The 25,233-nt window shown below is 39.5% G+C and carries 17 protein-coding genes; 12 read left to right on the top strand and 5 right to left on the bottom strand.

Going from position 1 to position 25,233, the window contains the following annotated elements:
• Window positions 1-21: 21 nt before the first annotated feature.
• From I6F41_RS15745 to I6F41_RS15735, 3 genes are all read left to right on the top strand, one after another.
• Window positions 22-1,074 carry a hemin-degrading factor gene (locus I6F41_RS15745; RefSeq protein ID WP_197108744.1) on the top strand — a complete coding sequence of 351 codons (1,053 nt, stop codon included), beginning with the start codon at window positions 22-24 and terminating at the stop codon, window positions 1,072-1,074.
• Between the two features lie 305 nt (window positions 1,075-1,379).
• Window positions 1,380-2,951 (top strand): sensor domain-containing diguanylate cyclase, encoded by a 1,572-nt coding sequence (locus tag I6F41_RS15740; RefSeq protein WP_331460890.1) that lies wholly within the window; start codon window positions 1,380-1,382, stop codon window positions 2,949-2,951.
• Window positions 2,952-3,200: 249 nt separating this feature from the next.
• Complete coding sequence (locus tag I6F41_RS15735) at window positions 3,201-3,410, top strand: cold-shock protein (protein WP_002959120.1); 210 nt, start codon at window positions 3,201-3,203, stop codon at window positions 3,408-3,410.
• A gap of 1,054 nt (window positions 3,411-4,464) precedes the next feature.
• On the opposite strand, the gene I6F41_RS15730 is transcribed toward I6F41_RS15735, so the two are convergent.
• Complete coding sequence (locus I6F41_RS15730; protein ID WP_011329720.1) at window positions 4,465-5,688, bottom strand: NupC/NupG family nucleoside CNT transporter; 1,224 nt, start codon at window positions 5,686-5,688, stop codon at window positions 4,465-4,467.
• A gap of 17 nt (window positions 5,689-5,705) precedes the next feature.
• Window positions 5,706-6,335, bottom strand: a complete 630-nt coding sequence (gene udk, locus I6F41_RS15725; RefSeq protein WP_011329721.1) for a uridine kinase — start codon at window positions 6,333-6,335, stop codon at window positions 5,706-5,708.
• A 191-nt stretch (window positions 6,336-6,526) separates the two neighbouring features.
• Here udk and I6F41_RS15720 point away from each other — a divergent pair, with 191 nt between their 5' ends.
• The 5 genes from I6F41_RS15720 (at window position 6,527) to I6F41_RS15700 (ending at window position 11,277) form a co-directional block, all read left to right on the top strand.
• A complete protein-coding gene (locus I6F41_RS15720) occupies window positions 6,527-7,744 on the top strand; it encodes a phosphopentomutase (protein ID WP_179807796.1) in 1,218 nt (405 codons plus the stop codon).
• Between the two features lie 13 nt (window positions 7,745-7,757).
• Window positions 7,758-8,459, top strand: a complete 702-nt coding sequence (gene deoD / locus I6F41_RS15715) for a purine-nucleoside phosphorylase (RefSeq protein ID WP_011329723.1) — start codon at window positions 7,758-7,760, stop codon at window positions 8,457-8,459.
• 771 nt (window positions 8,460-9,230) lie between these two features.
• A complete protein-coding gene (locus I6F41_RS15710) occupies window positions 9,231-9,974 on the top strand; it encodes a ferredoxin--NADP reductase (protein ID WP_182684212.1) in 744 nt (247 codons plus the stop codon).
• A 214-nt stretch (window positions 9,975-10,188) separates the two neighbouring features.
• Window positions 10,189-10,929, top strand: coding sequence for a nuclear transport factor 2 family protein (locus I6F41_RS15705; protein WP_011329725.1), 741 nt, complete (start codon window positions 10,189-10,191; stop codon window positions 10,927-10,929).
• A 27-nt stretch (window positions 10,930-10,956) separates the two neighbouring features.
• The gene (locus I6F41_RS15700; RefSeq protein WP_011329726.1) at window positions 10,957-11,277 is read left to right on the top strand and encodes a hypothetical protein; all 321 of its coding nucleotides are present in this window, start codon (window positions 10,957-10,959) and stop codon (window positions 11,275-11,277) included.
• Here the strand turns inward: I6F41_RS15700 and I6F41_RS15695 are convergent.
• On the bottom strand, window positions 11,267-12,160 hold the full coding sequence (locus I6F41_RS15695; RefSeq protein WP_011329727.1) for a tetratricopeptide repeat protein: 894 nt from the start codon (window positions 12,158-12,160) through the stop codon (window positions 11,267-11,269). The genes I6F41_RS15700 and I6F41_RS15695 overlap by 11 nt on opposite strands.
• A gap of 923 nt (window positions 12,161-13,083) precedes the next feature.
• Entirely contained in the window at window positions 13,084-14,685 is a 1,602-nt protein-coding gene (locus tag I6F41_RS15690) for an ABC-F family ATPase (protein ID WP_011329728.1), read from the bottom strand.
• 570 nt (window positions 14,686-15,255) lie between these two features.
• Here I6F41_RS15690 and I6F41_RS15685 point away from each other — a divergent pair.
• Both I6F41_RS15685 and I6F41_RS15680 read left to right on the top strand, forming a co-directional pair.
• Window positions 15,256-15,861 (top strand): class I SAM-dependent methyltransferase, encoded by a 606-nt coding sequence (locus tag I6F41_RS15685; protein ID WP_197108743.1) that lies wholly within the window; start codon window positions 15,256-15,258, stop codon window positions 15,859-15,861.
• Between the two features lie 5 nt (window positions 15,862-15,866).
• Window positions 15,867-19,022, top strand: a complete 3,156-nt coding sequence (locus tag I6F41_RS15680; RefSeq protein WP_197108742.1) for a DEAD/DEAH box helicase — start codon at window positions 15,867-15,869, stop codon at window positions 19,020-19,022.
• A gap of 445 nt (window positions 19,023-19,467) precedes the next feature.
• Here I6F41_RS15680 and I6F41_RS15675 read toward each other — a convergent pair whose 3' ends face one another.
• The gene (locus tag I6F41_RS15675; protein ID WP_197108741.1) at window positions 19,468-22,620 is read right to left on the bottom strand and encodes a DUF3427 domain-containing protein; all 3,153 of its coding nucleotides are present in this window, start codon (window positions 22,618-22,620) and stop codon (window positions 19,468-19,470) included.
• Window positions 22,621-23,164: 544 nt separating this feature from the next.
• Here I6F41_RS15675 and I6F41_RS15670 point away from each other — a divergent pair.
• On the top strand, window positions 23,165-23,641 hold the full coding sequence (locus I6F41_RS15670) for a hypothetical protein (RefSeq protein WP_197108739.1): 477 nt from the start codon (window positions 23,165-23,167) through the stop codon (window positions 23,639-23,641).
• Window positions 23,642-23,643: 2 nt separating this feature from the next.
• A complete protein-coding gene (locus tag I6F41_RS15665) occupies window positions 23,644-24,777 on the top strand; it encodes a DUF1570 domain-containing protein (protein WP_197108738.1) in 1,134 nt (377 codons plus the stop codon).
• Window positions 24,778-25,233 lie beyond the last annotated feature (456 nt).

Raw genomic sequence — 25,233 nt, 5'->3', positions numbered from 1 at the left:
ATTACCTTTTAGGAGTAAATTATGAATACCTTAGTTAACCAATATCAAACATTAAAAGTAGCGCAGCCCAATATTCGCAGTGTAGATGCCGCCGTACAACTTGGCACCACAGAAGCACAACTTATTGCTTCTCAAGTAGGGCAGCAAGCAATTAAATTAAATATTAATCAAATCGAAAACATTCTCAAAGGGTTAAAAAAACTAGAGCATGTAATGGCACTTACACGCAACGGCGTTGTAGTGAGTGAAATTAAAGGCTGCTACGAAAAACTATATACTTCACAGCGTAATAATAAAAAAATGGGAATAGCAATTAACCCAGGAGGCATAGATTTAAGGTTGTTTTTATCGCAATGGGCCAGTGTATTTGCTGTTAAGTTAAATAACATGGTGAGCATTCAGTGCTTTGATAAACATGGCCGAGCTGTTCATAAAATATTTAATACCGATAAAACTAATTTAACTGCGTATCAGGCGCTAATTAGTAAATATAGCGACCCAGAGCAAAGCACTACATTAGTGGTAGAGCCAATCAAAACCCAAGAGCTTGAGACCACACCGCAAGAAAATATAAATGTAGCGGGCTTTTTAACCGCATGGGAAAACTTGCAAGATGTGCATCATTTTCCGGCATTATTAACCGAGTTTAAAGTAGGCAGAATACAAGCACTTGAACTTGCACAGCCCAATTGGGCACAAGAAATACCAACCGCAAGCTTACCGTTAATATTTAGCACGTTAAAAGAGCAGCAAAGCGAGGTAATGATTTTTGTAAATAACAATGCCGCGGTGCAAATATACTCAGGATCACTCAATAACTTAAAGCAAGTAGGGCCTTGGTATAACGTGCTTGATGAAGACTTTAATTTACATATTAAAAATGAAGATTTAGCGCGTGCTTTTATCGTTAAAAAACCAACAGATAACGGTAATACTGTGGTGCACTCAATAGAGTTTTTTGATGAGAGCAGCAACACAGTTATGACCTTATTTGGCCGCAGGGTTGAAGGTAAAGAGCAACCGAAGCAGTGGATAACGCTGTGTAATAAATTAATCGACAGTTATAAAAGTTAACTTGATACAACACATTTATAATTATTGTCTACCGATAGGTAGACAATAATTAACCGGAACTCTGGTTAAGAGATTTATTAACGTTTTGAATTATAATTAGATTTATTTTCTTTAGCCATAAGTTTTCAGTGAAAACAAGGCGAATTTACGCGTCAATAAATGCTTGAGATAGGTTTATTATTCGGAGCTTAGGTTAATTAGTACTGCACATTATTAAAGTTGGTTAGATTCTTGGTTTTAAAGCAGGTAGTATAAAATGTATTGAATATATTATGCATGCAAGTTGTACGTGAGGTATAAACAGGGTGTTTCACAAACTATTACCAACATTAAACCTCAGGTTTCTTATACTATTACTTGTTTTGCTTGCCTCTATTGGCACCTTAGTAAGTAGTTTTTATGCTACTTATCAAGTGCAAAAAGAGCAGTTAATCAACTACACGTTACACAGTAATTACGCTTATGCTAATAAGCTTGCTTCAGCAACAGACAGCTTTCTTGAAGCGGCCATGCAACAACTAGCTTATTCAGCAAACAAGTTAGAACAAAACATAACCGATGATGCATTTTTAAAAGAGGAAGCAGCACGGTTAAAGTTACAAACGAATAGCTTTAACTCTGTAGTTATAAATATTCACGGTATAAGCGTTGCAACTTACCCTAATTTACCCCTGGTTATTAATAAACCGCTTGGCTCAGTAGGAGCCTTACAAGCACGAAAACATAAAAAACCAATTATTAGCATGCCGTATATGTCGGCAGCAGGTAACTTAATTGTTTTTATTTCACATCCTCTGTTTTCTAACAACGGCGACTATTTAGGTTATCTTGGCGGCTCGTTGTATTTAAATGAGCGCAGCATTTTAAATAATTTATTAGAGCAAGATTACTTTAAAGGCGGAACGCACATTTATGTTGTTGATAAAAACAAACAGATTTTGTATCACCCACAAGCTGCGCGTATTGGTTCTAAAATAGCTCACAACAAGGTTATAAATAAAGTTATAGAAGGACAAAGTGGCAGTGCCAACATTGTAAATAGCTTAAACGAAAGCATGCTTGCCGGTTATGCCCCAGTTAAATTAGCTAACTGGGGAGTTGTAGTGCAACGCTCTGTTAAGAGCACATTGAGCCCGCTAGATGGGTTAGTTGCACAGGTTATTAAGCGTACTTTACCAACGGTTGTAATCACATTAATTTTAATCGGCTTGTTTGCGCATTTTATTTCTAAGCCACTTAAGCGACTAGCTGATATTGCAAATAGAACTGATGAATTGAATCATGAAAGTGAGTTGAAAAAAGTTAAGTCATGGTATTTTGAAAGTCAGCAATTAAAAACAGCAATGTTAAAAGGTGAAAGTGTTTTACAACTGCAAATAGGGCAGTTACGCCACGATGCACAAACAGACCCTCTAACGGGGCTTCATAATCGCAGAAGCTTAAAAGTATGGCTTGATAAACTAATCCACGAACAAACGTTATTTACCATTTTAGAAATAGACATCGACTTTTTTAAACGCGTAAATGACACATATGGCCATGACAAAGGCGATGAAACACTCAAAGCATTAACCGTGCTTATTCAAAGTATTGCTCGCAAAGACGATATTGTTGCGCGCATTGGCGGCGAAGAGTTTGTACTTGTAATACCTAATCAAAACAGTGAAGGTGCATTTAAAATAGCTGAAAGGCTGCGCCTTGCAGTTGAGTCGTCATATATAGATACAGTTGGTTACATAACCATATCAATAGGTATTGCTAGTTACCCAGAGCACGGCACTAATATTGAGCAAGTATTTAAAAAAGCCGATAACGCACTGTACTATGCAAAAGAGCATGGTCGTAACCGTAGCGTTATTGCTAATTTAATAGAGTAACTGAAAGACCCTTAACTAATTTAAACAAGGTTTAATATTTTAAATTATTTGAATAATAAGCTTGACACAAATTAAAACTTCTATATAGTGGGCCGCAGCTAGAAAGAAAGTATGTAATCTATAAATCTCCATTTCGATGTTGTATAAGTAATACTTGTAGTACCGTCCTGAAGTTTTTAAAGTACCATCTCATTTTTTGCTATACCCGCTCATATGAGCATATTTTTATTTTTATATCAGGATATTACAATGTCAAACATCGTATCAGGTACAGTTAAGTGGTTTAACGAGTCTAAAGGTTTTGGTTTCATCGAGCAAGAAAATGGCCCAGACGTTTTCGCACATTTCTCAGCAATCAAAAGCGAAGGTTTCAAAACTTTAGCTGAAGGCCAACGTGTAGAGTTCACTCTTTCACAAGGTCAAAAAGGTCCACAAGCTGATAACATCACAGCTGTATAATTTTACTTTTTAAGTAAAATGAAAAAAAGCGCTTAAGGCGCTTTTTTTATGCCTAAAATTTGGTATTCCTCGGTAACTCCCCCCACAGTATTGTATTTCAACGTATTAAACTTAACTAGTCAAGCTTCGCTAAAATACAGGTGCCAGGCTCCAAGCTTTAGGCTCTAGGTTTCAGGATTTATATCTCAGGCAGAATTTGCCAGGCTCAATGTGTATAGCTTTAGCCGTAAATGCAAAAGGCAGCGCTCAGGCTTGAGCTATCAATCAACTATCAATCAACTATCAATCAACCAATCAACTATCAGTGAGCAGTTAGAACGCCAGCCAAATTAATGGCTGCAAAAGCAGGCGGGAGTTTACCTCGCGCTTTTTACTGTGCTTTTGGTGCTGGGTATAAACTTACCCTGGGTGAGTAGCTTGTTACCTGCCGCACGCTCGTAGTACGAAAAACGTATTCGTAAAGGTGATGAGATCACAAAGTAGTGATTTAAACCCTAGAGATGAAATGCCAGCATGAGGTAAAAACAGGTTTATATTTCATATTTTAGGCGTCAGGTGTTTCATGCAAGCTCAATAGAGTAACTAAGCAAACTCAATGTTTAGCTTTAGCCGTAAATACGAAAAGAGACAGCGCTCAGGCTTGAGCTATCAATCAACTATCAATCAACTATCAACTTCTTAATTATTAGCGAGTAGTTATAATCCCACCCAAGTTAATGGTTATAGGAGCCGCAGGGAGTTTACCTCGCACGCTTTTTACTGCTTATTACTGCTTTATATTGCGCTTATGGCAGGGGACTGTTATCTGAGGTTGATATGTGGTCGGTGGTGAATACCATTTTAGTGTTTAAAGGTGGTGGTTGGCAGGTGGTTTTTCATTTTATTATATTATTCAAAGATTAGCCTTTAAGCTCATTTATAAACCTCTCTATAAGCCCAAAACGATAAAAGGGCCTTGCGGCCCTTGATGAAGTATCGTTCAAGTCAGATAGAGCTTTAACCCCTTAAAGCACTATCCTATTGTTTTGCAACAGTGGTTCATCTCATTAAGTTTCTAAGCTAGCGAGAGGAAAAATCCAGCAATTGCGGCGCTCATAAGGTTAGCCATAGATCCTGCTAACACTGCTCTGAGCCCTAAGCGAGCGATATCCTTTCGCCGACTAGGCGCCATACCGCCTAATCCACCTAGTAAAATGGCTATCGATGATAAGTTAGCAAAGCCACACAGTGCAAAAGTAACAATTGCTTGTGTGTGCGCACTTAACGTATCGCGATAATTTATGAAGTCTAAGTAAGCAACAAATTCATTCACTACTAACTTTTGACCAATAAAGCTACCGGCTAGTATTGCTTCATTCCATGGCACACCAAGTAACCATGCAACAGGCGCAAATACATAACCTAAAATTTCTTGCAGCGTTAATGTCGGGTAGTCAAACCAGCCGCCAATACCGCCTAATAAACCGTTTAACAATGCAATCAATGCTACAAAAGCAAGTAGCATTGCACCTACGTTTAGTGCCAAGTGCATACCACTTGCAGCACCCGATGCGGCTGCATCAATAACGTTAACGGGCTTTTCATCATCTAAATCTAAGTCAGCTAAATTGTCTTTAGGCGTTTCGGTTTCTGGCACAATCATTTTGGCCATTAAAAAGCCACCAGGAGCCGCCATAAAGCTAGCTGCTATTAAATACTTAAGGTCAATACCAATAATTACGTAACCGGCCATAACAGAGCCTGCTACCGTTGCTAAACCACCTACCATTACGGCAAATAATTCCGACTTGGTCATAGTGGCAATAAAAGGTTTAACAATTAACGGTGCTTCTGTTTGGCCAACAAAAATATTAGCAGTGGCCGATAACGATTCAGTACGTGAGGTTTTTAACAGCTTTTGCAAGCCGCCACCTAAAATCTTAATAACCCACGCCATAATGCCTAAATGATATAACACGGCCACTAACGCAGAGAAAAACACAATTACCGGCAGTACTTGAATAGCAAAAATAAACCCTAATGTATCTTGCGATGCTAAAGGTCCAAACAAAAAGCTTATACCGTCGTTAGCAAAACCAATAACCGATGAAACAGCGGAAGATACACTTGCTAATGCATTTTTGCCTGCATCAAAAAATAATACAAAACCACCAATAATTACTTGCATCGCAAATGCGATACCTACCGTTCTAAGCTTTATTGCTTTGCGATTAGTTGACGCCGCAAACGCAATAGCTAGCAGCATAAACATGCCAACTACGCTCATAAAAGTTGTCATACAAATGTTTCCCGTTACTATTCTTGAAGAATATGTTTAATTTTACTTTTTATTATATCAATCGCAACGCGATTCATGCCGCCTCGAGTGACAACTAGATCTGCATTATGCTTTGACGGTTCTATAAATTGATAAAACATCGGTCTAACAGTTGCTTGGTATTGTTCAACAACAGATTGTAATGTTCTGCCCCTTTGCTCCATATCGCGTTGCATTCTACGCATTAAGCAAATGTCTAAGGGAGTGTCTATAAACACCTTAATATCAAATTCTTTATTAAGCGCTTTATCGCTAAGTAGTAAAATGCCTTCTACGATTAATATTTTAGCTGCAGTTACATACCGCGTTGTTTCGCTGCGAGTATGTTGTGCATAATCATAAATAGGTACTTCTACAGCGTGGCCGTTACGAAGTTGTGTTAAATGCTCATGCATTAGCTTATATTCAAATGCATCAGGATGGTCGTAGTTAGTTTGCGTACGATGTGCAAACGGTAAATGCGACTGATCCTTATAATAAGCATCCTCTTCGATAATGGCGATAGCGCCTGGTTCAAGTTCATTAACCAATTCATTGTAAATTGTTTGGCTAAAAAGAGATTTACCCGACGCTGATGCGCCAGCAATGGCTATAATAGTTCGTGTCACTAAAGTTCTCACCCACACAGGAAGATATATTGTTGGTAGATCACAATAGCAAAAAAGACACGATTAATCTCTTTTGCTTCGCTTAAGGGCGTAAATTTATAATGTTTAGGTTATATGAAACAGGACTTATGTCCTGTGCGTAAAAATCGAAGAGCAGATAAAGTAACCATATTGAATAACGGGAGGTCACAATGGCAAGAGCAATTATCCTAATGGCAGACAGTTTAGGAATTGGCGCAGCACCAGATGCAGATAAATTTGGTGATATTGGCGCGAATACTTTAGCACATCTGCTAAAAGCATATTATGACGAAACAGGCACAGCATTATCGCTACCTAACTTATCAAAGTTAGGGTTAATTGATGCCTGCGAAGCGGCCGGTAAAGAGCCTTGTTTAGTGTCAAATCGTTCAGCATCGCAAGGTGCATGGGGATACGCAAAAGAGCTTTCGAGCGGTAAAGATACGCCATCAGGCCATTGGGAAATGGCGGGAGTACCCGTTTTATTTGATTGGGGTTATTTTCCTAAAACTCAGCCAAGCTTCCCACAAGAATTTATTGACGAGCTTATTGCTCGTACCGGTATCCCAGGCATATTAGGCAACTGCCATGCATCAGGAACCACTATTTTAGAGCAGCTAGGTGAAGAGCACGTTAAAACAGGTAAACCTATCTGTTACACCTCAGCTGACAGCGTGTTTCAAATAGCCGCGCATGAAGAGTCATTCGGCCTAGAAAAGCTTTATCAGGTTTGCGAAACTGCACGGTCGCTACTTGATGAAATGAATATAGGACGAGTGATTGCGCGGCCATTTTTGGGTTCAAATAATCAAGATTTTGCCCGCACCAGCAATCGCCGTGACTACTCGGTGTTACCGCCAGCTCCTACATTGCTAGACGTACTAGCAAAAGACGGTGGCGAAGTAATAAGTATTGGCAAAATTTCAGATATATACGCACATCAAGGTATTACCCAAAAGCATAAAGCACCAGGGTTAATAAACTTGCTGAAAAAAACCAACGAATTAATGCAAAGTGCGCCCGATCACAGCTTAATATTTACTAACTTGGTCGACTTTGACGAAATGTTTGGTCATCGTCGTAATCCTGTTGGGTATGCAAAAGCGTTAAAAGAGTTTGACGATTATTTGCCAACTATATTAAACGCACTAAAAGCCGATGATTTACTAATTATTACTGCCGATCATGGCTGCGATCCAACCTTTCCAGGTTCTGAGCACACCCGTGAATACGTACCAGTAATTGCTTACCAACCGGGTATGACCGACACCCCACTTGGTGAGCGCAATAGTTTTGCAGACATAGGTCAAACCTTAGCACAATGGTTTAACTTACCTGCGCTTGAATACGGTGATGGCTTTATAGATAAGCTAACTACATCTAAATAAAAAGGAAAGATTAATGAGTACTCCGCATATCAATGCAAACGTAGGTGATTTCGCCGAAACAGTATTAATGCCAGGCGATCCGCTACGCGCAAAATATATTGCTGAAAACTTTTTAGATGACGCAAAACAAGTAACCAGTGTACGTAACATGCTTGGCTTTACAGGCACTTACAAAGGTAAGCCAGTAAGCATTATGGGATCGGGCATGGGCATTCCATCAATGTCTTTGTATGCGCGTGAGCTAATTGTTACTTTTGGGGTTAAAAACCTGATTCGTATTGGCACGTGTGGCGGTATTGGTAGCGACGTTAAAATACGCGATGTTATTTTTGCACAAGGTGCATGTACCGATTCAAATGTAAATCGTGCCCGTGTACGCGGTACTGATTTTGCAGCAATTGCTGACTTTGACCTGCTTTTAAACGGCGTAAATGCTGCAAAAGATCTTGGTATTAAAGCAAAAGTAGGTAACGTATTTACTACCGATACATTTTATCAAGCCGACGACACTTTTTATAAAGATTTAGATAAATTAGGTGTGCTTGCTGTTGATATGGAAACAGCCGGTTTATATGGCGTTGCAGCCGAATATGGCGCAAAAGCAATGGCGCTATTCACAGTAAGTGATCATGTGATCACTGGCGAAGCAACTCCTGCTGACGAGCGTCAAAGCACATTTAACGAAATGGTTAAAATTGCTTTAGAGTCTATCTAAGTAATTGGCTATTTAAGTAAAACAGTTCCTTGGTAACGTATTCACTAAATTTTGGAGACACGCCCAAAGTGAAGTGAGACTAAACCCCAAAGCCGCATTTATGCGGCTTTTTTTATGCTTAAACTTTAGCTTTTAACGTGAGTTAGCTCTGCATCTACAAATTAAGTTTAAGCCAGATATTATTTTGCAGCCAAGCAACTTACTGGCGTAATGCGCTAAAACCTGTTTGTATACTTTCACACCTTCTGCTCTTTATACAAAAACATCTAAGCCCATTTTATTCACAAAGAGGGTATGAGACGCTGCGCTTTTAAAGAAATAACAAAGCCAAGAACAATGTGTTTTATGTCTACTCATTTACTTTCATTTTCTCCTCTTTTTGCAAAAACATTTAAGCCCATTTTATTCACAAAGAGGGTATGAGGCGCTGCGCTTTTAGAGGAATAACAAAGCCAAGAACAATGTGTTTTATGTCTACTCATTTACTCTCATTGTCTTCTCTTTGTGCAAATTGTTGTCGCGCATTTTAAATTAAAACCTGTTCACAAAGAGGCAATGAGGCGCTGTGCTTTAGTGGGTGAAAAGAGCTGTGGATTGTGTGAAAAATAAATCTAGCTCTACTTATTTATTTCCTATTTTCACTCGTAAAATTTGGCAGCTAATTACTCTATAAGTATTTGTTACTTAATGTTAAGGTTTAAGCTCTAAAACGCACATTTAAAGTAAGTCAGTAACCTTAATACTTTATAGCCGATAATATAGGAGCTAACTATGTCTAATTGGGTTGATGCAACAGTAAAAACAATTACTTGGTGGACAGACTCGTTATTTAGCATAACGGTAAATGCCGACGTTGAGCCATTTAAAGCGGGGCAGTTTACTAAGCTATCTATAATGGATGGCGATAAGCGCATTGCGCGGGCTTACTCCTACGTTAATGCCCCCGATGACCCCAATTTAGAGTTTTACCTAATAAACGTAGTTGACGGTTTACTCTCATCGCATTTAGCCAAGCTACAACCAGGCGATAATGTATTAATAGAGCGCCGTGCTACGGGCTTTTTTACCCTTGACGAAATACCCGCCAGCGAGCAGTTATGGATGCTTAGTACCGGCACCGCTTTGGGACCATTTTTATCCATGCTACAACAGAGCGAAGTATGGCAAAAGTATCAGCATATAAACCTAGTACATGGTGTACGTTTAAATGACGATTTAAGCTATCAGGAGCTTATAAACACGCTACTTGAAGCTCATCCTAAGCAGTTAAATTACATTCCCGTAGTGAGTCGTGAGCAAGCTGATGTAGGGTTGCACGGACGAATAACGGATGCGATAGCTAATAAGCAATTGTTTTCGCACGTTGGGCTAGATGCCACGCCCGAAAATGCACAGTTTATGATCTGTGGTAATCCGCAAATGGTAAAAGACACCACCGAATTACTAATAAGCCAAAATTACCAACGCAATCGCCGTAGAACCCCCGGCCACATAACGGTTGAGCAATATTGGTAGTTAGGCGTGTGTATTTTGCCCGCTTGAACGTGTAGCAATATGTTTGGTTTTTAGGTAAATAAGTACCTATTTAGTGTGGTTATTCCTTTAAATGGGCAATAACCATGCTAAATACCAAACATGCTCTAGTACTAAACAGATAATCACTACCCCAAAACCGTAAAATTTGCTATGTTGCGCCCTAACAGTATTTCGTGCTCATTTTAGGAAAACTATGAAATCTTTACCTATCGTTTTTGCTTTTATATTTATTGGTGCCGCGGCACTTGTTTACGCAACAGAGCAAGAAACCAACACAACGGCGCAAAGCAGTGCAGAGCAAGCTAAGCCTGTAATTGAAAAACAGCAGCAAGCTGCCGACGAGTCAAAGCAACAAGCTACAGATAGGCTCAATACCCTAGAACATAAAGAAGCAGTATTAACAAAACCAGTTGTTGATCCTAACAAAGTAGACGACTCAAAAGTACTTGGCACCGAAACCCCTAAGCCAGTTGAAAAAATTAAAAATAAAGAAGAAAAAGCCGCCGCTATTGCCAAAGCTGAGCAAGTAGTAACGCAAGCTAAAGAAGCCTTAACGCAAAAACAGCAAACAAAAGCCAAACAATCGCGCGAATCATTAGCTGTAATTGAACAATTAGTTAAAGCCTATAACGCCCGTAATATTGAAGAGTTTATTCGGGTTTATGCCGAAGACGTTGAATTTTATATTTTTCCTAACGAGCTGCTATTTAAAGGTAAAGAAAAACTAATAGCCCGTTATGGCTTAATGTTTAAAAAGCTAAAATGCATTCATTCATCACCAATTAAACGCATAGTACATGGCGACATAGTAATTGATCATGAATTATCAGAAACCTGCTCAGTAGATAAAAACGTAATAGATAAACGCTCAGAGCTTATTTCAAGCTATCAAGTTAAAGATGGTAAAATAATTCGTGTGTTATTTTTTCGATAACCCATAACTAGGTAAGTAAGTATCAAAATGCAGTTAAACGACGAGAAAAAAATTCGCCTAGAGTATCGGGTAGAGCCAGGCTGTTTAGGCCCACAAGGGCTAAGCCACATAGAAGATTTTTGTCGCTATGCTAATAAGCATATTAAATCACCATATTATGCGCAATTTTTATTTACCCCTCGTTACGACAAGCAAAAAAGTGAACGTCAATACAGCGTAAATAGCCGCAACTTATCGCAAGTTCAGGCCAAGCTGTACTTTGATCACTTTCAAATAAATATAGTAGAGTTTGAAGAGCAGCTCGACGAGCTGCTCAGTAAAGCAATAGATCTGTACTTTAAACGCTAGTCGCACTCAAAATTTCGTTAAAGCTTTCGTTGTCGTGTAGGCTAGCAAACGCACTCTCGTGCAGTAGTTCATTGCGTAAGTTAGGTGAGTAATCTAACGCCATTTTAATATCGGCTAACGCATCGGCATGTTCATGAATTAACGCATAAGCACACGCACGTTGCCAATAAGCATAGCCATAATCGCTGTCTATCTCTATTGCTTGGTTACATAGCTCAATAGCTTGTGCTGTGTCGTTAATTTCTAGCAGTGCATCGGCTTTATAAGCAATAGCTTCTACGTCTTCGGGTTTACGTTTTAAAATTTCGTCAAAAATTTCAATTTTATTAGCAAAATCACTTTCTAAATTAGCCCGCATCCACAGTGAATGAACTTCATTAGTGACCGAAATCCGTTCTTGGTTACTGAGTATTTCTTCAGAGCGAACGCGCAGTTTTTCTTCAAGAATTTTTAAGCGATCTTCATACTCATCGGTAATAACGCTTACTCGGGTATTTACTATGTCTTCTACTTTATTTTTAACATCGCGCAGTGAGTTCCAACCAACTAATACTAAAATTGATGCGGTAGCAGTAATAATAAAAAATACATTGTTAATGGTATCAGTAGTATAGGTAATTGCACGGTCAGCGGTATCTAGCTGGGCATGAGTTACTTGTTTAGTTACATCCTCACGCAGTTTTTGCTGATCTTGACGCACAGCTCTAAGCTCATCAAGAATATAACGCTCCATTAGCGGTTTATACATAGGAGCAGCTAGCCCATCAACAGCTTGGTTTTGTTGCTGCTCGGTGGGAGCCGAAAAAGGGTCATCTTCAGCAGCAATGATTGCTGTAGAATTAAAAGTTACGCAAATAAACAATAGTAATAAAAAGTAACGCATAGTACGCCTAATAAATAAAATCAATAAATCGCTAAGGCAACTTTAACATGCACAGATTCAGGGTACTAGAGGAGGTTGCTGTTTCGTTAAACACTTTATAGCGCTGGTTAGGTAATTAACGTTAGTTTGCAGCAATTAGACATTTTTAGACGCTATTGATAAAAATTAGGCAAAAAAAACCAGCTCAAGGTGAGCTGGCAAAAACTACTTAAAACAACATAATGTCAAAGGGAAAAACAATAAGTTAGATTGCATAATAACGCGACTAAGCTGAACAATTACTTAACTCAATTCAATACTTTAAATTAAGTTACAAAAATAAATAAGGTGTATAAATCATCAAAAAATACACCTTTTTTAACTTACATGGCGAAGGGGGATATACACAGTGACCTTGGTTACCCGACAGCCAACTTTTTAAGCCCTTCACATTACATTACGTCGCTTATTTTAAAAGCGATCATTCTATTATTTAAAATGCGCGGCATAAAGCCCCGCCTACAAAAATTGCACAAAGAGAAGGTAATGAGAGTAAATGAGTAGAGCAGTTCCATTTTATCTGCAGTTCGAAACTTACAGCTCTTTTCACCCTCGAAAGCGCAGCGCCTCATAGCCTCTTTGTGAATAGGCTTTTAAATTTAAAATGCGCGGCATAAAGCCCCGCCTACAAAAATTGCACAAAGAGTAGATAATGAGAGTAAATGAGTAGAGCTGTTCCATTTTATCCGCAGTTCGAAACTTACAGCTCTTTTCACCCTCTAAAGCGCAGCGCCTCATACTCTCTTTGTGAGTTAATTACTTAAAAAACAATTGCTCACAGGCCAAAGCCCAAGCTCGAAACGCAAATAACAAGCACAAAAAAACGGCGCTAAAGTTAGCACCGTTTTTACTTAATACTTAAATAGAGTATTTAAAAGCTGTTATTACGCTACTTTTTTCTCTTCACAACTGGCTAGGTACTCGTCAAACGAGCCTTGAAAGTCGATTACTTGCTTATCTTTAATATCAATAATACGCGTAGCAAGTGACGATACAAACTCACGGTCATGGCTTACAAAAATAAGCGTACCTTGGAAGTCTTTTAACGCATTGTTAAGTGCTTCAATGGCTTCCATATCCATGTGGTTTGTAGGCTCGTCCATTACTAGTACGTTAACGTCTTGCATCATTAACTTACCAAATAACAAACGGTTTTTTTCACCACCTGAACAGTTACGCGCTTTTTTGTTTGAATCGTCTGCTGTAAACAACAAACGGCCTAACATGCCACGTACCATTAAATCGTTGTGCTTAGCGGTGCGCCACTGCGACATCCAATCAAACAAGGTTAAGTCGTTATCAAAATCTTTAGTGCTGTCTTGCGGGCAATAACCAAAAGTAGCATTTTCAGACCACTTAACTTCGCCCTCTAAGCTTTTAAGCTCGTCTACTAAACAGCGTAAAAAGGTAGTTTTACCCACACCATTTTCGCCAATTACCGCAAGCTTAGCGCCGGCTTCAAGTAATAAGTCGCCGCCAGAGAACAACATTTCGCCATCAAAGCCATGGCCAATTTTATTAACTTCAAGCGCTTGGCGATACATTTTTTTACCTTCGTCAAAGCTTAGCGAAGGGCTCATACGGCTTGACGATTTAACTTCATCAAGTTTAATTTTATCCATTTTTTTAGCACGCGAACTTGCTTGTTTCGCTTTAGATGCGTTAGCACCAAAACGGTTAACAAAGTCTTGTAGTTCGTCAATTTCAGCGCTCTTTTTCGCGTTTTCAGCAAGTAATTGCTCACGTTGTAGGCCAGCAGCTTCTAAAAACTTCTCGTAGTTACCAGGGTAAATACGCAGCTCACCGTAATCAATATCGGCCATGTGTGTACATACCGAGTTTAAAAAGTGACGGTCATGCGAAATAATAATCATGGTACATTTACGCTTGTTAAGCTCGTTAGCAAGCCAGGTAATTGTATGAATATCCAAGTTATTGGTAGGCTCATCGAGTAGCAAAATATCAGGGTTTGCAAACAACGCCTGTGCTAAAAGCACACGTAGTTTCCAGCCTGGCGCTACGTTTGCCATTAAGCCATAATGAAATTCTTTATCGATACCCGCTTCTAGCAAAATTTCTTCAGCGCGGCTTTCTGCCGTGTAACCGTCCATTTCTGCAAATACGCTTTCTAGCTCAGCTACTTTCATGCCATCGTCTTCGCTCATTTCTGGCAAAGAGTAAATACGTTCGCGCTCTTGCTTTACTTTCCAAAGCTCCACGTCGCCCATAATTACAGCGTCAACTACGCTAAATTCTTCAAACGCAAACTGGTCTTGGCTTAGGTTACCTACTTTTAACCCAGGAGTAATAGATACATTACCGGCACTTGGCACAAGTGCCCCGCTTAAAATTTTCATGAAAGTCGACTTGCCGCAGCCGTTAGCGCCAATTAAACCGTAACGGTTACCGTTACCAAATTTAGCTGAAATGTTTTCAAACAACGGCTCTGCGCCAAACTGCATCGTGATATTTGCGGTGGAGATCAAAAAAATGTAATCCTAGAAAAAGTACTGACAGGGATAGGCTGCAGCAAAACGCCACAAACAAGAACCAGACAATAGGGTAAATTAGCTGGCGAATTATACAGATCCAAAGCCAAAGATGAAAGGTAAAAGAAACTTAAAAAATAGCCCGTATGGCAAGAGCAGGTTTTAGATGTCAGGCTTGAGGCTTTAGGTAAAAATTAACCAAGGTTAATGTACAAGAGTAGCGGGAGTTTACTTCGCGCTTATGGGCTGTAGGCGTTGAGCTTGCTGGCGCGAAAAGCGCAGCTTTTAATGTGTAGGCACGATTATACCTTCGGATTAATTTAAACGTGTTGTGTGGTTTTTTAAATTTAGTAATAACAAAAGCTTGTACTTAATTGTTTAAAAGTTAAGGCTAAATTTACATAATTGTAAAAGCAGGCGCGTATTAATGATAACGGCGTAGTTTTTATTGGTTATATAACTAATAAGCCTATATTTATTTTTACCAATCAGGTAAATTGTTTTAAATGAATACTAACTTAATAATACGTTAGTTATTAACAGATAAGCCAAGGAGCGGTGTGTCTCGTGTCAAACTCCACACTTAGTTACTACAATCAAAACGCACAAAGCTTTAGTGATTCAACCTTAAATGTTGATATGTCAGTGCTGTATGCTGAGTTTTTGCCACACGTTACCGAACACGGCCATATTTTAGATGCAGGTTGCGGTAGTGCCCGCGATGCAGCTTATTTTAAAAAGCAGGGTTTTACTGTGAGTGCGTTTGATGCAAGCCCAGAGCTTGCCGCATTAGCAAGCAGTTACTTACAACAACCCGTCGACGTTAAAACCTTCCAGCAGCTAGATTGTGTTAATAAATACGATGCCATTTGGTGCTGCGCCAGTTTATTACACGTGCCAAAAGCTGAATTACCACAGGTATTTTTAAACCTACAAAATGCACTAAAACCAAATGGTGTTTTGTATGTATCGTTTAAATATGGCGATACAGAGCGTGTGCATAATGGTCGCGAATTTACCGATTTAACTGAAAATGGTTTAACAGCATTAATTGATCAGCACACTCAACTTAAAATAATAAAACAATGGCAAACAGTCGATCAACGGCCTGGGCGCGAAAGTGAAGTGTGGCTCAATGCGCTAATGCAACGTCTAACCAGTATAGGCGAATAGCTATAATGAATATGAGTATTACAAACCAGTTTGAATACTGTGACCAAGCGCTGCTGGAATATGGCTATAAGCTACTAGAACAAAATACCGTTGGCAGACTGTATATAAAAAACAATAGTCCAGCTGTATTTATTGATACAACTCTTTTTCAATTAAAGTTATCTGACTATCAATACGTTGAATACACCAGTCACCAAAACCAGTTGATGCATAAGTATCAAGGCTTGTATCGTTTTATTTATGATTTAGATACCTCTTTATCAATTGAGACACAAACGCAATTTCAAGCCGATCTTGATATTTTTCTTGGTTCAGAAGAACAACAATTAGATAAAATAAAAAAATTTGGAGCCGAACGCACCGAAACCCACACTGATCCAACCCCACCTGAGTATAATTTTACCTGCTTATTTGAAGACGTGTTCGGCGCTCAATATTTACACGCACTTGAAGCTGAAAGTAAATACATTGATAGTGCAGGGCATGTCCGCTATATAGATTTTGTCTTAACAAGAAATAATGGTGCTAAAAGCCAAAGTAATATAGCTATTGAACTTAATGGAGAGCGTTATCATCACCCGCTTATAATTGGTTTAAGAAGCTATCGTTCGCAATTATTTAAGCAAAACTCATTAGTTTACGATGGCTACTTAGTTTTTAGGTGGTCAAGCAGAGGTATGAGCGATGACTATAAATTTAGTGATCAAATGCGTGATTATTTCGGTGATCCTAAAAGCTTTAGTGCTGCACCTAAATACTTAGCAGAGCGTGATTTATCATTTCAGCTTTTAGATCATCAAGATCAAGCTGTGAATAGTATTTCAAATCAGCGCGAGAAAGGTAAAAGTACTTTTTTAGTTGTTTTACCTACTGGTACAGGCAAAACAGAAGTATTTATAGAAGATTTAAAAAATCAAATTGATGCTGGTATATGTAAAAAAGCTTTAGCAGTAGTACCTAGTACAGCTTTAAAAAAACAATTAAAAGAGCGATTAGGTTTAAGACATCCCCAATTAATAGTGGGTGAGTTATTAACAGATCCAACACTTGATGTTGTAGTGCAAACGAGTGCTTACATGATGCGCCATTACAGTACCATGCAATCACAATCTTTTGATTATATTCTGATTGATGAAGCTCATCATGCAGTAGCAACAGGGTTAAGAAAAGTAATTGAATACTTTAAACCCAAAACACTATTAGGGCTTACTGCAACAGACGAAAGACCCGATGCCCAAAAGCTGCAAGATATATTTGGTCGCTACAAAGTCGACTTAACTTTAGAGCAAGCAATCCAAAAAGGACTTGCTCCGCAAATAAGAGCTTACCGGCTTCAATCTAACATTGACCTATCGCAAGTACGTTTTAACGGCAAAGACTATGTAAAGGCTGATTTAAATAAAACCGTACTAGTGCCTTCGCGCGATCAATTAATTGTAGATTTAATCAATAAATACTTTGCGGAACCTTTAATTGAGGGTCAGCCACTAAAGCAAGGTGTTGTGTTTTGCACCGACATAAAGCACGCCCAACGAATGGCGCAATTGTTTAATAAGCATGGAATTAGCGCACAAGCAGTACATGGCTCTGATCGCAAAGGGCTTGATGAATATCAAAAAGGGGATATACGCTTTTTATGTGCTTGCGATCTACTTAACGAAGGGTGGGATGCGCCACAAACTGAAATTTTAGTTATGGCAAGACCCACAATGTCTAAAGTACTTTACACCCAGCAATTAGGGCGTGGTACGCGTAATTACAAAGACAAAGAAGCGCTTATTGTTGTCGATGTCGTAGATAGCTATGGCGCAGCTTTGCAACCAATGTCAGTACATGGCTTATTTAACTTTTCTACTTACAAGCCATTTGAAAATATAATAAAAACAGAGGCTCCAACACCCGAAAGCGAAGCGATTGAGTTAGATCGTTTATACGAAGGTGAACGCCGTATTGAAAAAATAAACATATTCACTTTTGAACATGAGTTTGGAGGTTTGCTAAATGAAGAGCAGCTTGCTCGTGAGTTATTTATTTCAACAGGCACGGTAAAAAGTTGGGTTAAAAAAGGAGATATTACCCCAGAAAAAACGCACCCATTTGGTAAACATACTTTAAACTATTTTAGTGAATCACAGTTAAAACAAATAAAAATAGACAAAAATATTAAAGAACGTACTGAAGATTCAAGACGAGATGATTTCTTTGAATTTTTACAAAGCCGAGATTATTCATTCTCATATAAAATTACTTTTTTACTTGCCTTTATAAGTGAGTGTAATGCACAAGGCGAAGCTCAAATTTCAAAACTTGTGTTGCGATATCAAAGTTTTTACAAGCAGTTACAACAAGAGTTCGGACAAGCAGAAAAAGACAAAAACCCACTCAATGATAAAGAACGCTTAAACGATATTGCTTATTTAACTCGTAGTTTATTAGCAAACCCGTTTGAAAAGTTCGAGCGTAAACGTTTTATTTATCACGCAAAAGACCTCAACATTATTTCGTTTGACTCAGTACTGTGGGAAAAGCTAGATGAGAACGCACTTGCCGAAATCAGGCAGCAATATATCCAAGACGGTAAAGATTATTACCAAAAAATAGGTTTTAAGCTTCAAAACCACCACTTCAAAGCATTGCTTTCATTTGAAGAGCAAGTTGATAACTCAGTCGTAAATATTATTCCTACAGAAAGCAGTAATGATGAGGAGCTTTTTACAAGCCAATTAAAAACTGTAAATGAAGTAATCAAATTGCCGTATTTCCCCAATATAAAAATTGCTTGTGGGCATTTTAAAACAGGGGATGAAAGCGATATGGAATTTATGGCTGCGCCAATTGGCGCAGGAAAGCTCGACCCACAAGTACACTTTTTTGCGCATGCATCGGGTAACTCAATGAATGGCGGTAAAAACCCAATACTTGATGGCGACTTACTACTACTTGAGCTTATAACATCCGATAAAGCGGGATCGCTGCGCGGCCAAATAGTCGCGATAGAGCGAGACGATATAAGCGGTGATGGGCAGTATTTACTGCGCAAAGTTAATAAATTACCAAATGGGCAATATGAGTTAATCGCTCAAAACCCAGATTATGAAGTAATGATTGCTGATGAAAGCATGCGAACATTTGCGCGGTTTAAGCAGGTAGTTGTGGAATAGTTGTAGGTGCGATTTTATATCGCGCTTTAACTTGTAGGCGAAGAGCTTGCTGACGCGAAAAGCGAAGCTTTTGAATTTCGGTGTAATTAATATGTTGGTGCTATTTTATATCGCGCTCATAAATTGTTTTTTTGCATGAAGATTTAAAGGGTTTAAAAGCCTCTATTCGAGGTTTAATCGCGTTGGCGATTGCAACCAAAGGGTGCATACCGCCGTCCACCCTTTGGAATCCCACGGCGCACCCGAGGATCACACTTTATCTTCAACTTACGTTAATGATGTGAACGTAACCAGCGTAGGTAGGCCATCCATGGCCAAGCTACGCTTTTTACAGCATCCATGCTGTAAATTACTCATCATTAACTCAGTTTCAGGTGTGATCACGGGGAAGGTGTGTTTGTTGATAGATTGGAGATAATTCATAGACGACTTTTCTAATTTTTAATCACCCAACCGCTAACTTCCCAGCCTCATGCCACATTTTACTTGGCATGGGGTTTGTTAACTCCCAAGTTATATTCATTGGCTGGCTGCCGTTATGGCTTTGGTATTTAACCTCGCCGTAGTTTACAAATCCCATAGTTCTGCCGTTTTCGTCTTTGCCTTGTTCTCGCACAAATAACAGGATGGTTTTGCCAGTTTTTTGGTGCTGAATATAACTAAGGCCACGGCCGTGTTCAGGGCGAGCGCTGTTTTGCGTTTGCCAATGGAATAGGGTGGGGCTGATTGCGTAATCGTGATACAGCGTGGTGGGTGAGTAGGTTTTTTCACACTTATTAAGCGTTACAAATAATAGCTCTAGATTTTGGTTTTTAAACTCTAAAACGCCTTCGCGGGCTGTCGATTTTTTATCAAACGAGTGCGCTCCAAATGCAGAAAGTATTTGCTGGCGCGTGTAGCGGCTGTGCAATTTTATGGCGTGATTAGGTAAACACGCTAAATCGCTTTCTTGTTGGTGAATGCGGTTTAATAAAAGCGTGATTACTTGTGCAAGTTCGTGCTGTAACGCTGGATGAATAAGCGTTTGTAAGCTTTGTTCAAGCGTTTTAAAGCCTAAACTTGTGCCAGTGGAATCCCAAAAGTTGTAATGCGCCATAAGTGCGTACTGTTGGTTTTGTGCTGTTGGCATAAAGCTAAAATCGTTATTACATAAATCACGTAAAAAGCATAAGTAGCTGAGCGAGTCGCAGCCGAGTAATTGGGTGTTGATTGCGCGGTAATACGCGGCGTAAATATCGGCTTGCTCTGCAGGTATTTCACCGTCCTTTAACCAATGCCAGCCGCCGATCCTACCGTCTTTTGGTTTGTATATATCCTCAAGCGTGACTTGTGGGTTTATGCGTAAAAAGTTACTTAGCGTTAGCGCGTCATTGGTATGTTGCGAATAGCTATTTATCAGCTGCTGTAAACGGCGTTTAGAGTTTATGGCTTGCTGAATATTTTTTAATATTGTTTGTTGTGTGCGCTTTTGTAACTCTATACGGCAACCTAGCGGTAGATGCGGGAAGTTGTTTTCGATTTCGGTTTTTATTGGCTGGTTACTTTTACCAATGAGTGCGCGGAATTTACTCGCAAAGTCATATTCTGGGCGAGCATTGCCTACAAAGTCGAGTACGGTACAGCACTGCTTTTGGCTGTTATCGGGCAGGCGCAAACCACGGCCTAGTTGCTGCAAAAACAGCGTTAGGCTTTCAGTCGGGCGTAAAAATAACAGAGTATCAACCTCTGGAATATCGACACCTTCGTTAAAAATATCAACTACACAGAGTATTTGTATTTCGCCTTGGCGCAGTGCTTGTTGCTTAGCCGCGCGCTCATTGGTGTTTTTGCTGGTGAGTACATCGGCGTTTATGCCTGCTAAGTTAAATTTAGAGGCCATAAATTCAGCGTGTTTTTGGCTTACGCAAAACGCGAGTGCTTTAATAGCGTGAACATTGGTTACGATATCGGCAAGGCTGGATATAATTTTGTTAGCGCGGTTGTTTTCACCTGTATAAAGGTTACTTAGCTCGCTTATATCGTAACGGCCGCCTCGCCATGTTATTTGGCTTAGGTCGGTGTCGTCATCTAGTCCAAAGTATTGAAATGGGCATAAATGGCGCTGGTTTATTGCCTCTGGTAAGCGAATTTCGGCGGCTATTACGCCACAAAAATCATCGAGTATATTTGCACCATCTTGTCGCTCTGGTGTTGCGGTTAAGCCAAGTAATATTGTGGGCGTAAAGTGGTTTAATATAGCGCGATAACTGGCAGCGCTTACGTGATGTACTTCGTCTATTACTATGTAGTCGTAATAATCGTGAGTTAAATTTAGCGATTCAATTTGGCTGTTCAGCGTTTGGATTGATGCAAATAATTGGTTGTAGCGTTGTGGTTTGTAGTTACCTACCCACAGCTCACCAAAGTCGTTATTTTTAAGCACACCACGGTAAGCGCTTTGCGCTTGTTTTAGTATTTCTTCGCGGTGGGCTACAAACAAAAAGTGTGCGTTTGGGTTTTTGTCGTAAACGGTTTTAAAGTCGAACGCCGATATTATAGTTTTACCTGTGCCGGTTGCGGCAACCACTAAGTTTTTAAAACGCTTATGTACGCTGCGCTCAGCACTTAGCTTTTCTAAAATAGCGAGTTGATGAGTTTTTGGTGTTATATCAAAATAAAATAGGCTGCTTGGTTGCCCAACACCGCGTTGCTCGTTAAGTGAATTAATGAGCTTTTCTTTACACTCAACAGCGCCTGTAAATAGCTCGAAGTCTTTTGATTCCCAGTAGGTTTCAAAGGTACTTTTGGTTTTGGCTATTATGTGTGGGATTTCTTGTGCGGTAATTTTTAAGTTCCATTCAAGGCCGCTGGTAAGCGCCGAATGCGATAAGTTAGACGAGCCAATATACCCTGTATGAAAACCCGTATTGCGCATAAATAAGTAGGATTTAGCATGTAGGCGTTCTTGCTGATTGTTATAACTTAGCTTTACTTCGGTATTTGGTAGGTTTGCTAAAAACTCAACGGCTTTAGCATCCGTTGCGCCCATGTACGAAGTAGTAATAACTTTGAGTTTATTGCCGCTTTTGGTAAACGCTTCCAGCTCATTTTTAAATATGCGCAGCCCTGTCCATTTTATAAATGAGACCAACCAATAAATAGTGTCGGACGATTTTATCTCGCGCTTTAGCTCGGTTTCGAGCGATATACCTGCATTAGCACCGCTAAATAATTCGCTTTGTGTAAGGCCTGTGAGTGGGAATATATCGCTTGAGTAATCTTTAAGGTTGGCCGCAATAGGGTTTTGGGTATTAAATAGCGCGGTAAGTATTCGGCCTTGGCTGTCGATAAGATTTTCGTTGATTAGTTCGTCATCACGAATGTGATCTTTAAGCCAAAGTACAAGGTTGTTGGCAAGGTCAATTTGTTCTTCTAAGCGCTTTTTTGAATTAGGGATTGCATCAATCGCATGTTCAACAAGCTTACCTAAAAAGCGTGAAAGCCATGTTGCGGCTTCGGCCGTTTCAAGCTGGCGCTCACCTACATAAAATTGATCACGATTTAAGTTTTGCTTAATTACTTGCGTAATTAACTGCTCGTAAATACCAATTTGCTGCATTAAAACCACTCCCTGTTTGCGAACATTCAGTTTACTAAAAAATGCAATGTAAACAAGCATTAACTCATTGTTGAACTAAAGGCAGCTGCTAAGACAACTCCCCCGTGATCACACCCGAAATTGAATTAATGGTGAGTAATTTACAGCATGGATGCTGTTAAAAAGCGTAGCTAGGCCACGGATGGCCTATCTACGCTGGTTACGTTCATATCATTAATTTAAATTGAGGAAGCAGTGTGATCCTCGGGGCGCTGTGAGATTCCAAAGAGAGGCCGGCGTTTGCCTTTCTTTGGTTGCCGTCGCCAACGCGACATATAACTCAAATTTGCAATTTAAAAGCCCAAGTGCGAGGTAAACTCCCGCCTACAATTCAAAAGTTGCGCTTTTGGCGTCAGCAAACTTAACGCCTACAAAATTACTTTTACTATTGCGCTAAAGCACGACTTAGTAATTCCCCTAAACTATCTGTTTCTATTTTATATCCAATCCCTTATATTCACTCTAGGAGCTCAAAGGAAGAAAGCACTCAATTTAAGGATAAATAATGATTAAATGGATTTTATTGATACTACTTGCCATATTTACAACGTTACCTCAAGCATACGAATCCTACTCACAAAGTCGCTGCGACAGAATTGAAAAAGAACGTGAAACAATACGTTCACGGTTGCGTCAAGGCTATAGAGTGAAAGAAGGTGAGCGATTAAAAGCACGATTCAAATCTTTATTTGAAGAACTTGCAAAGCATTGTGATAACCCCAAACAAACCAATCGAACACATCAACGATCTTCCGTTTATAGCACTAGTAATAACGCGTTATTACACACAAAAATGCCGAATATGCAATTTTATAGTGATAGCTATAACGACCCAGGTAAGCTTAAAGCTTGGTCTGAGTTTTATACTTTACCTAAACGTTGCCGAGCTAAGGGAATGGAGTCATCCGATTTTGTATGGTGCAGTGAGTACCGCGGTGAGCAAAAACGATTATTTGAAGAGCAGTGGAATAAGCGGCCATAAATATGTTAAACACACAATGGCGAGTGCTATTTGTATTTATTGTGCTGTTAATTGCATCGGCACTTATTGCTAATCATTTAACAGGACGGGTATTCAATTATCATGATCCTATTGGCAGTTTTAGGGCAATTTACGAAGATATAAAAACTAAAGTTGAAATGGCAGAAGAGCCTGAACTAACCGTTGTAAAAACGGCTGCTGCCCCGTCATTTTCTTCTAAAACTGCAATGCAAAACCATTTACCACAAGCCGACACTACGCGCTGTGTAGATGTATCATTAGGTAAAGTTAAATATAAGCGTAATGGCAATATTTACACCTGGACAGATAGCAATGGCGTACCACATTTTAGTGATAAAAAGCCTGACTTTGAGGTAGCAACACTCGACACAGATTTTGTTGAGCCGCTTGATTACTTTGAATTAACGCTACATGCAGCTAACTTACCGCCATCGTTTACTGAAGAGTTACGTATAAAGCTCAATACTGTTTTTAAGGTGTATGGCCAAATTATAGGTGTTGATGCATTAAAAAAAGTAAGGTTAAATTTAACTGTATTTGCAACACGAAGAAGCTATGAGCAAGCAATTAAACTGCGCGGGGCCGATCCAACAAACACCGATGGTATGTATTTTCATTCTACCAACTCAGCTTTAATAAATTATAGAAATGAGCAAAGTGCTATGCGCACAGCGGTACACGAAGCGGTGCATGCGGTTAACAAAGCAATATTAGGCTCGACTCCTCGCTTGCTCAATGAGGGGTTAGCTGAGTATTTTGAATATACCAAAAACAGCATGCAACTAGTTAGTGTTGAGCCACATCCTGGCTGGGTAAATAATAAGCGCGTAGCGCAAAGTGTTTTTACTATTAATTGGTTGATAGGTTTAGATGACACGTGGCAAACAGGCGATGACACTAAACTTTATGCGAGCAGTTGGGCTGCTATATATTTTTTGATGGATTCTAATAAAGGCAAACAGTTTTTAAAAAGCATCATGCTAGCCGAGCAAAAATCGCCATGCAGTAAACTCACTGCAGCAGAGTTAAAAAATATGCTGTATCAGCATTTTCCGCAATTGGATAAAGATTATAGACAATGGTTGAAAACCCCATTTAGAAAACAGAGTTTTTAAGGAGTTATGCAAAGTACTACGCGAATTAAACTCGGATCTAAAAACAAAGCGCGAGGTAAACTCCCGCCTACAATTTGAAGGCTGACGCTGAGATAATTCCCCGTGATCACACCCGAAATTGAATTAATGATGAATAATAGCTGCGCATGGCGGAATTTTGTTCCCGACAAATTCCAAGTACCTAAATCCCTTTAGGCAATGCGCGATAGCCGTGACTTTGCCATGGACGGCGAATACACGGAGTTTACGTTCATATTATTAATTACAATTGAGGATATAGTGTGCTCCTCGGGGCGCTGTGAGATTCCAAAGAGAGGTCGGCGTTTGCCTTTCTTTGGTTGCCGTCGCCAACGCGACATATAAACTCAAATTTGCAATCAAAAGCCCAAGCGCGAGGTAAACTCCCGCCTACAATTTGAAGGCTGATGCTGAGATATTTCCCCGTGATCACACCCG

Source organism: Pseudoalteromonas sp. SCQQ13 (assembly GCF_015864415.1).
Lineage (GTDB): Bacteria > Pseudomonadota > Gammaproteobacteria > Enterobacterales > Alteromonadaceae > Pseudoalteromonas > Pseudoalteromonas nigrifaciens.
This window is presented reverse-complemented; position numbering and strand designations above follow the sequence as displayed.

Coding starts and splice junctions, on each gene's coding strand:
- I6F41_RS15745 (WP_197108744.1), top strand. CDS start 22: ATGAATACCTTAGTTAACCAATATCAAACATTAAAAGTAGCGCAGCCC.
- I6F41_RS15735 (WP_002959120.1), top strand. CDS start 3,201: ATGTCAAACATCGTATCAGGTACAGTTAAGTGGTTTAACGAGTCTAAA.
- I6F41_RS15730 (WP_011329720.1), bottom strand. CDS start 5,688: ATGACAACTTTTATGAGCGTAGTTGGCATGTTTATGCTGCTAGCTATT.
- I6F41_RS15720 (WP_179807796.1), top strand. CDS start 6,527: ATGGCAAGAGCAATTATCCTAATGGCAGACAGTTTAGGAATTGGCGCA.
- deoD (WP_011329723.1), top strand. CDS start 7,758: ATGAGTACTCCGCATATCAATGCAAACGTAGGTGATTTCGCCGAAACA.
- I6F41_RS15710 (WP_182684212.1), top strand. CDS start 9,231: ATGTCTAATTGGGTTGATGCAACAGTAAAAACAATTACTTGGTGGACA.
- I6F41_RS15705 (WP_011329725.1), top strand. CDS start 10,189: ATGAAATCTTTACCTATCGTTTTTGCTTTTATATTTATTGGTGCCGCG.
- I6F41_RS15700 (WP_011329726.1), top strand. CDS start 10,957: ATGCAGTTAAACGACGAGAAAAAAATTCGCCTAGAGTATCGGGTAGAG.
- I6F41_RS15695 (WP_011329727.1), bottom strand. CDS start 12,160: ATGCGTTACTTTTTATTACTATTGTTTATTTGCGTAACTTTTAATTCT.
- I6F41_RS15680 (WP_197108742.1), top strand. CDS start 15,867: ATGAATATGAGTATTACAAACCAGTTTGAATACTGTGACCAAGCGCTG.
- I6F41_RS15675 (WP_197108741.1), bottom strand. CDS start 22,620: ATGCAGCAAATTGGTATTTACGAGCAGTTAATTACGCAAGTAATTAAG.
- I6F41_RS15670 (WP_197108739.1), top strand. CDS start 23,165: ATGATTAAATGGATTTTATTGATACTACTTGCCATATTTACAACGTTA.
- I6F41_RS15665 (WP_197108738.1), top strand. CDS start 23,644: ATGTTAAACACACAATGGCGAGTGCTATTTGTATTTATTGTGCTGTTA.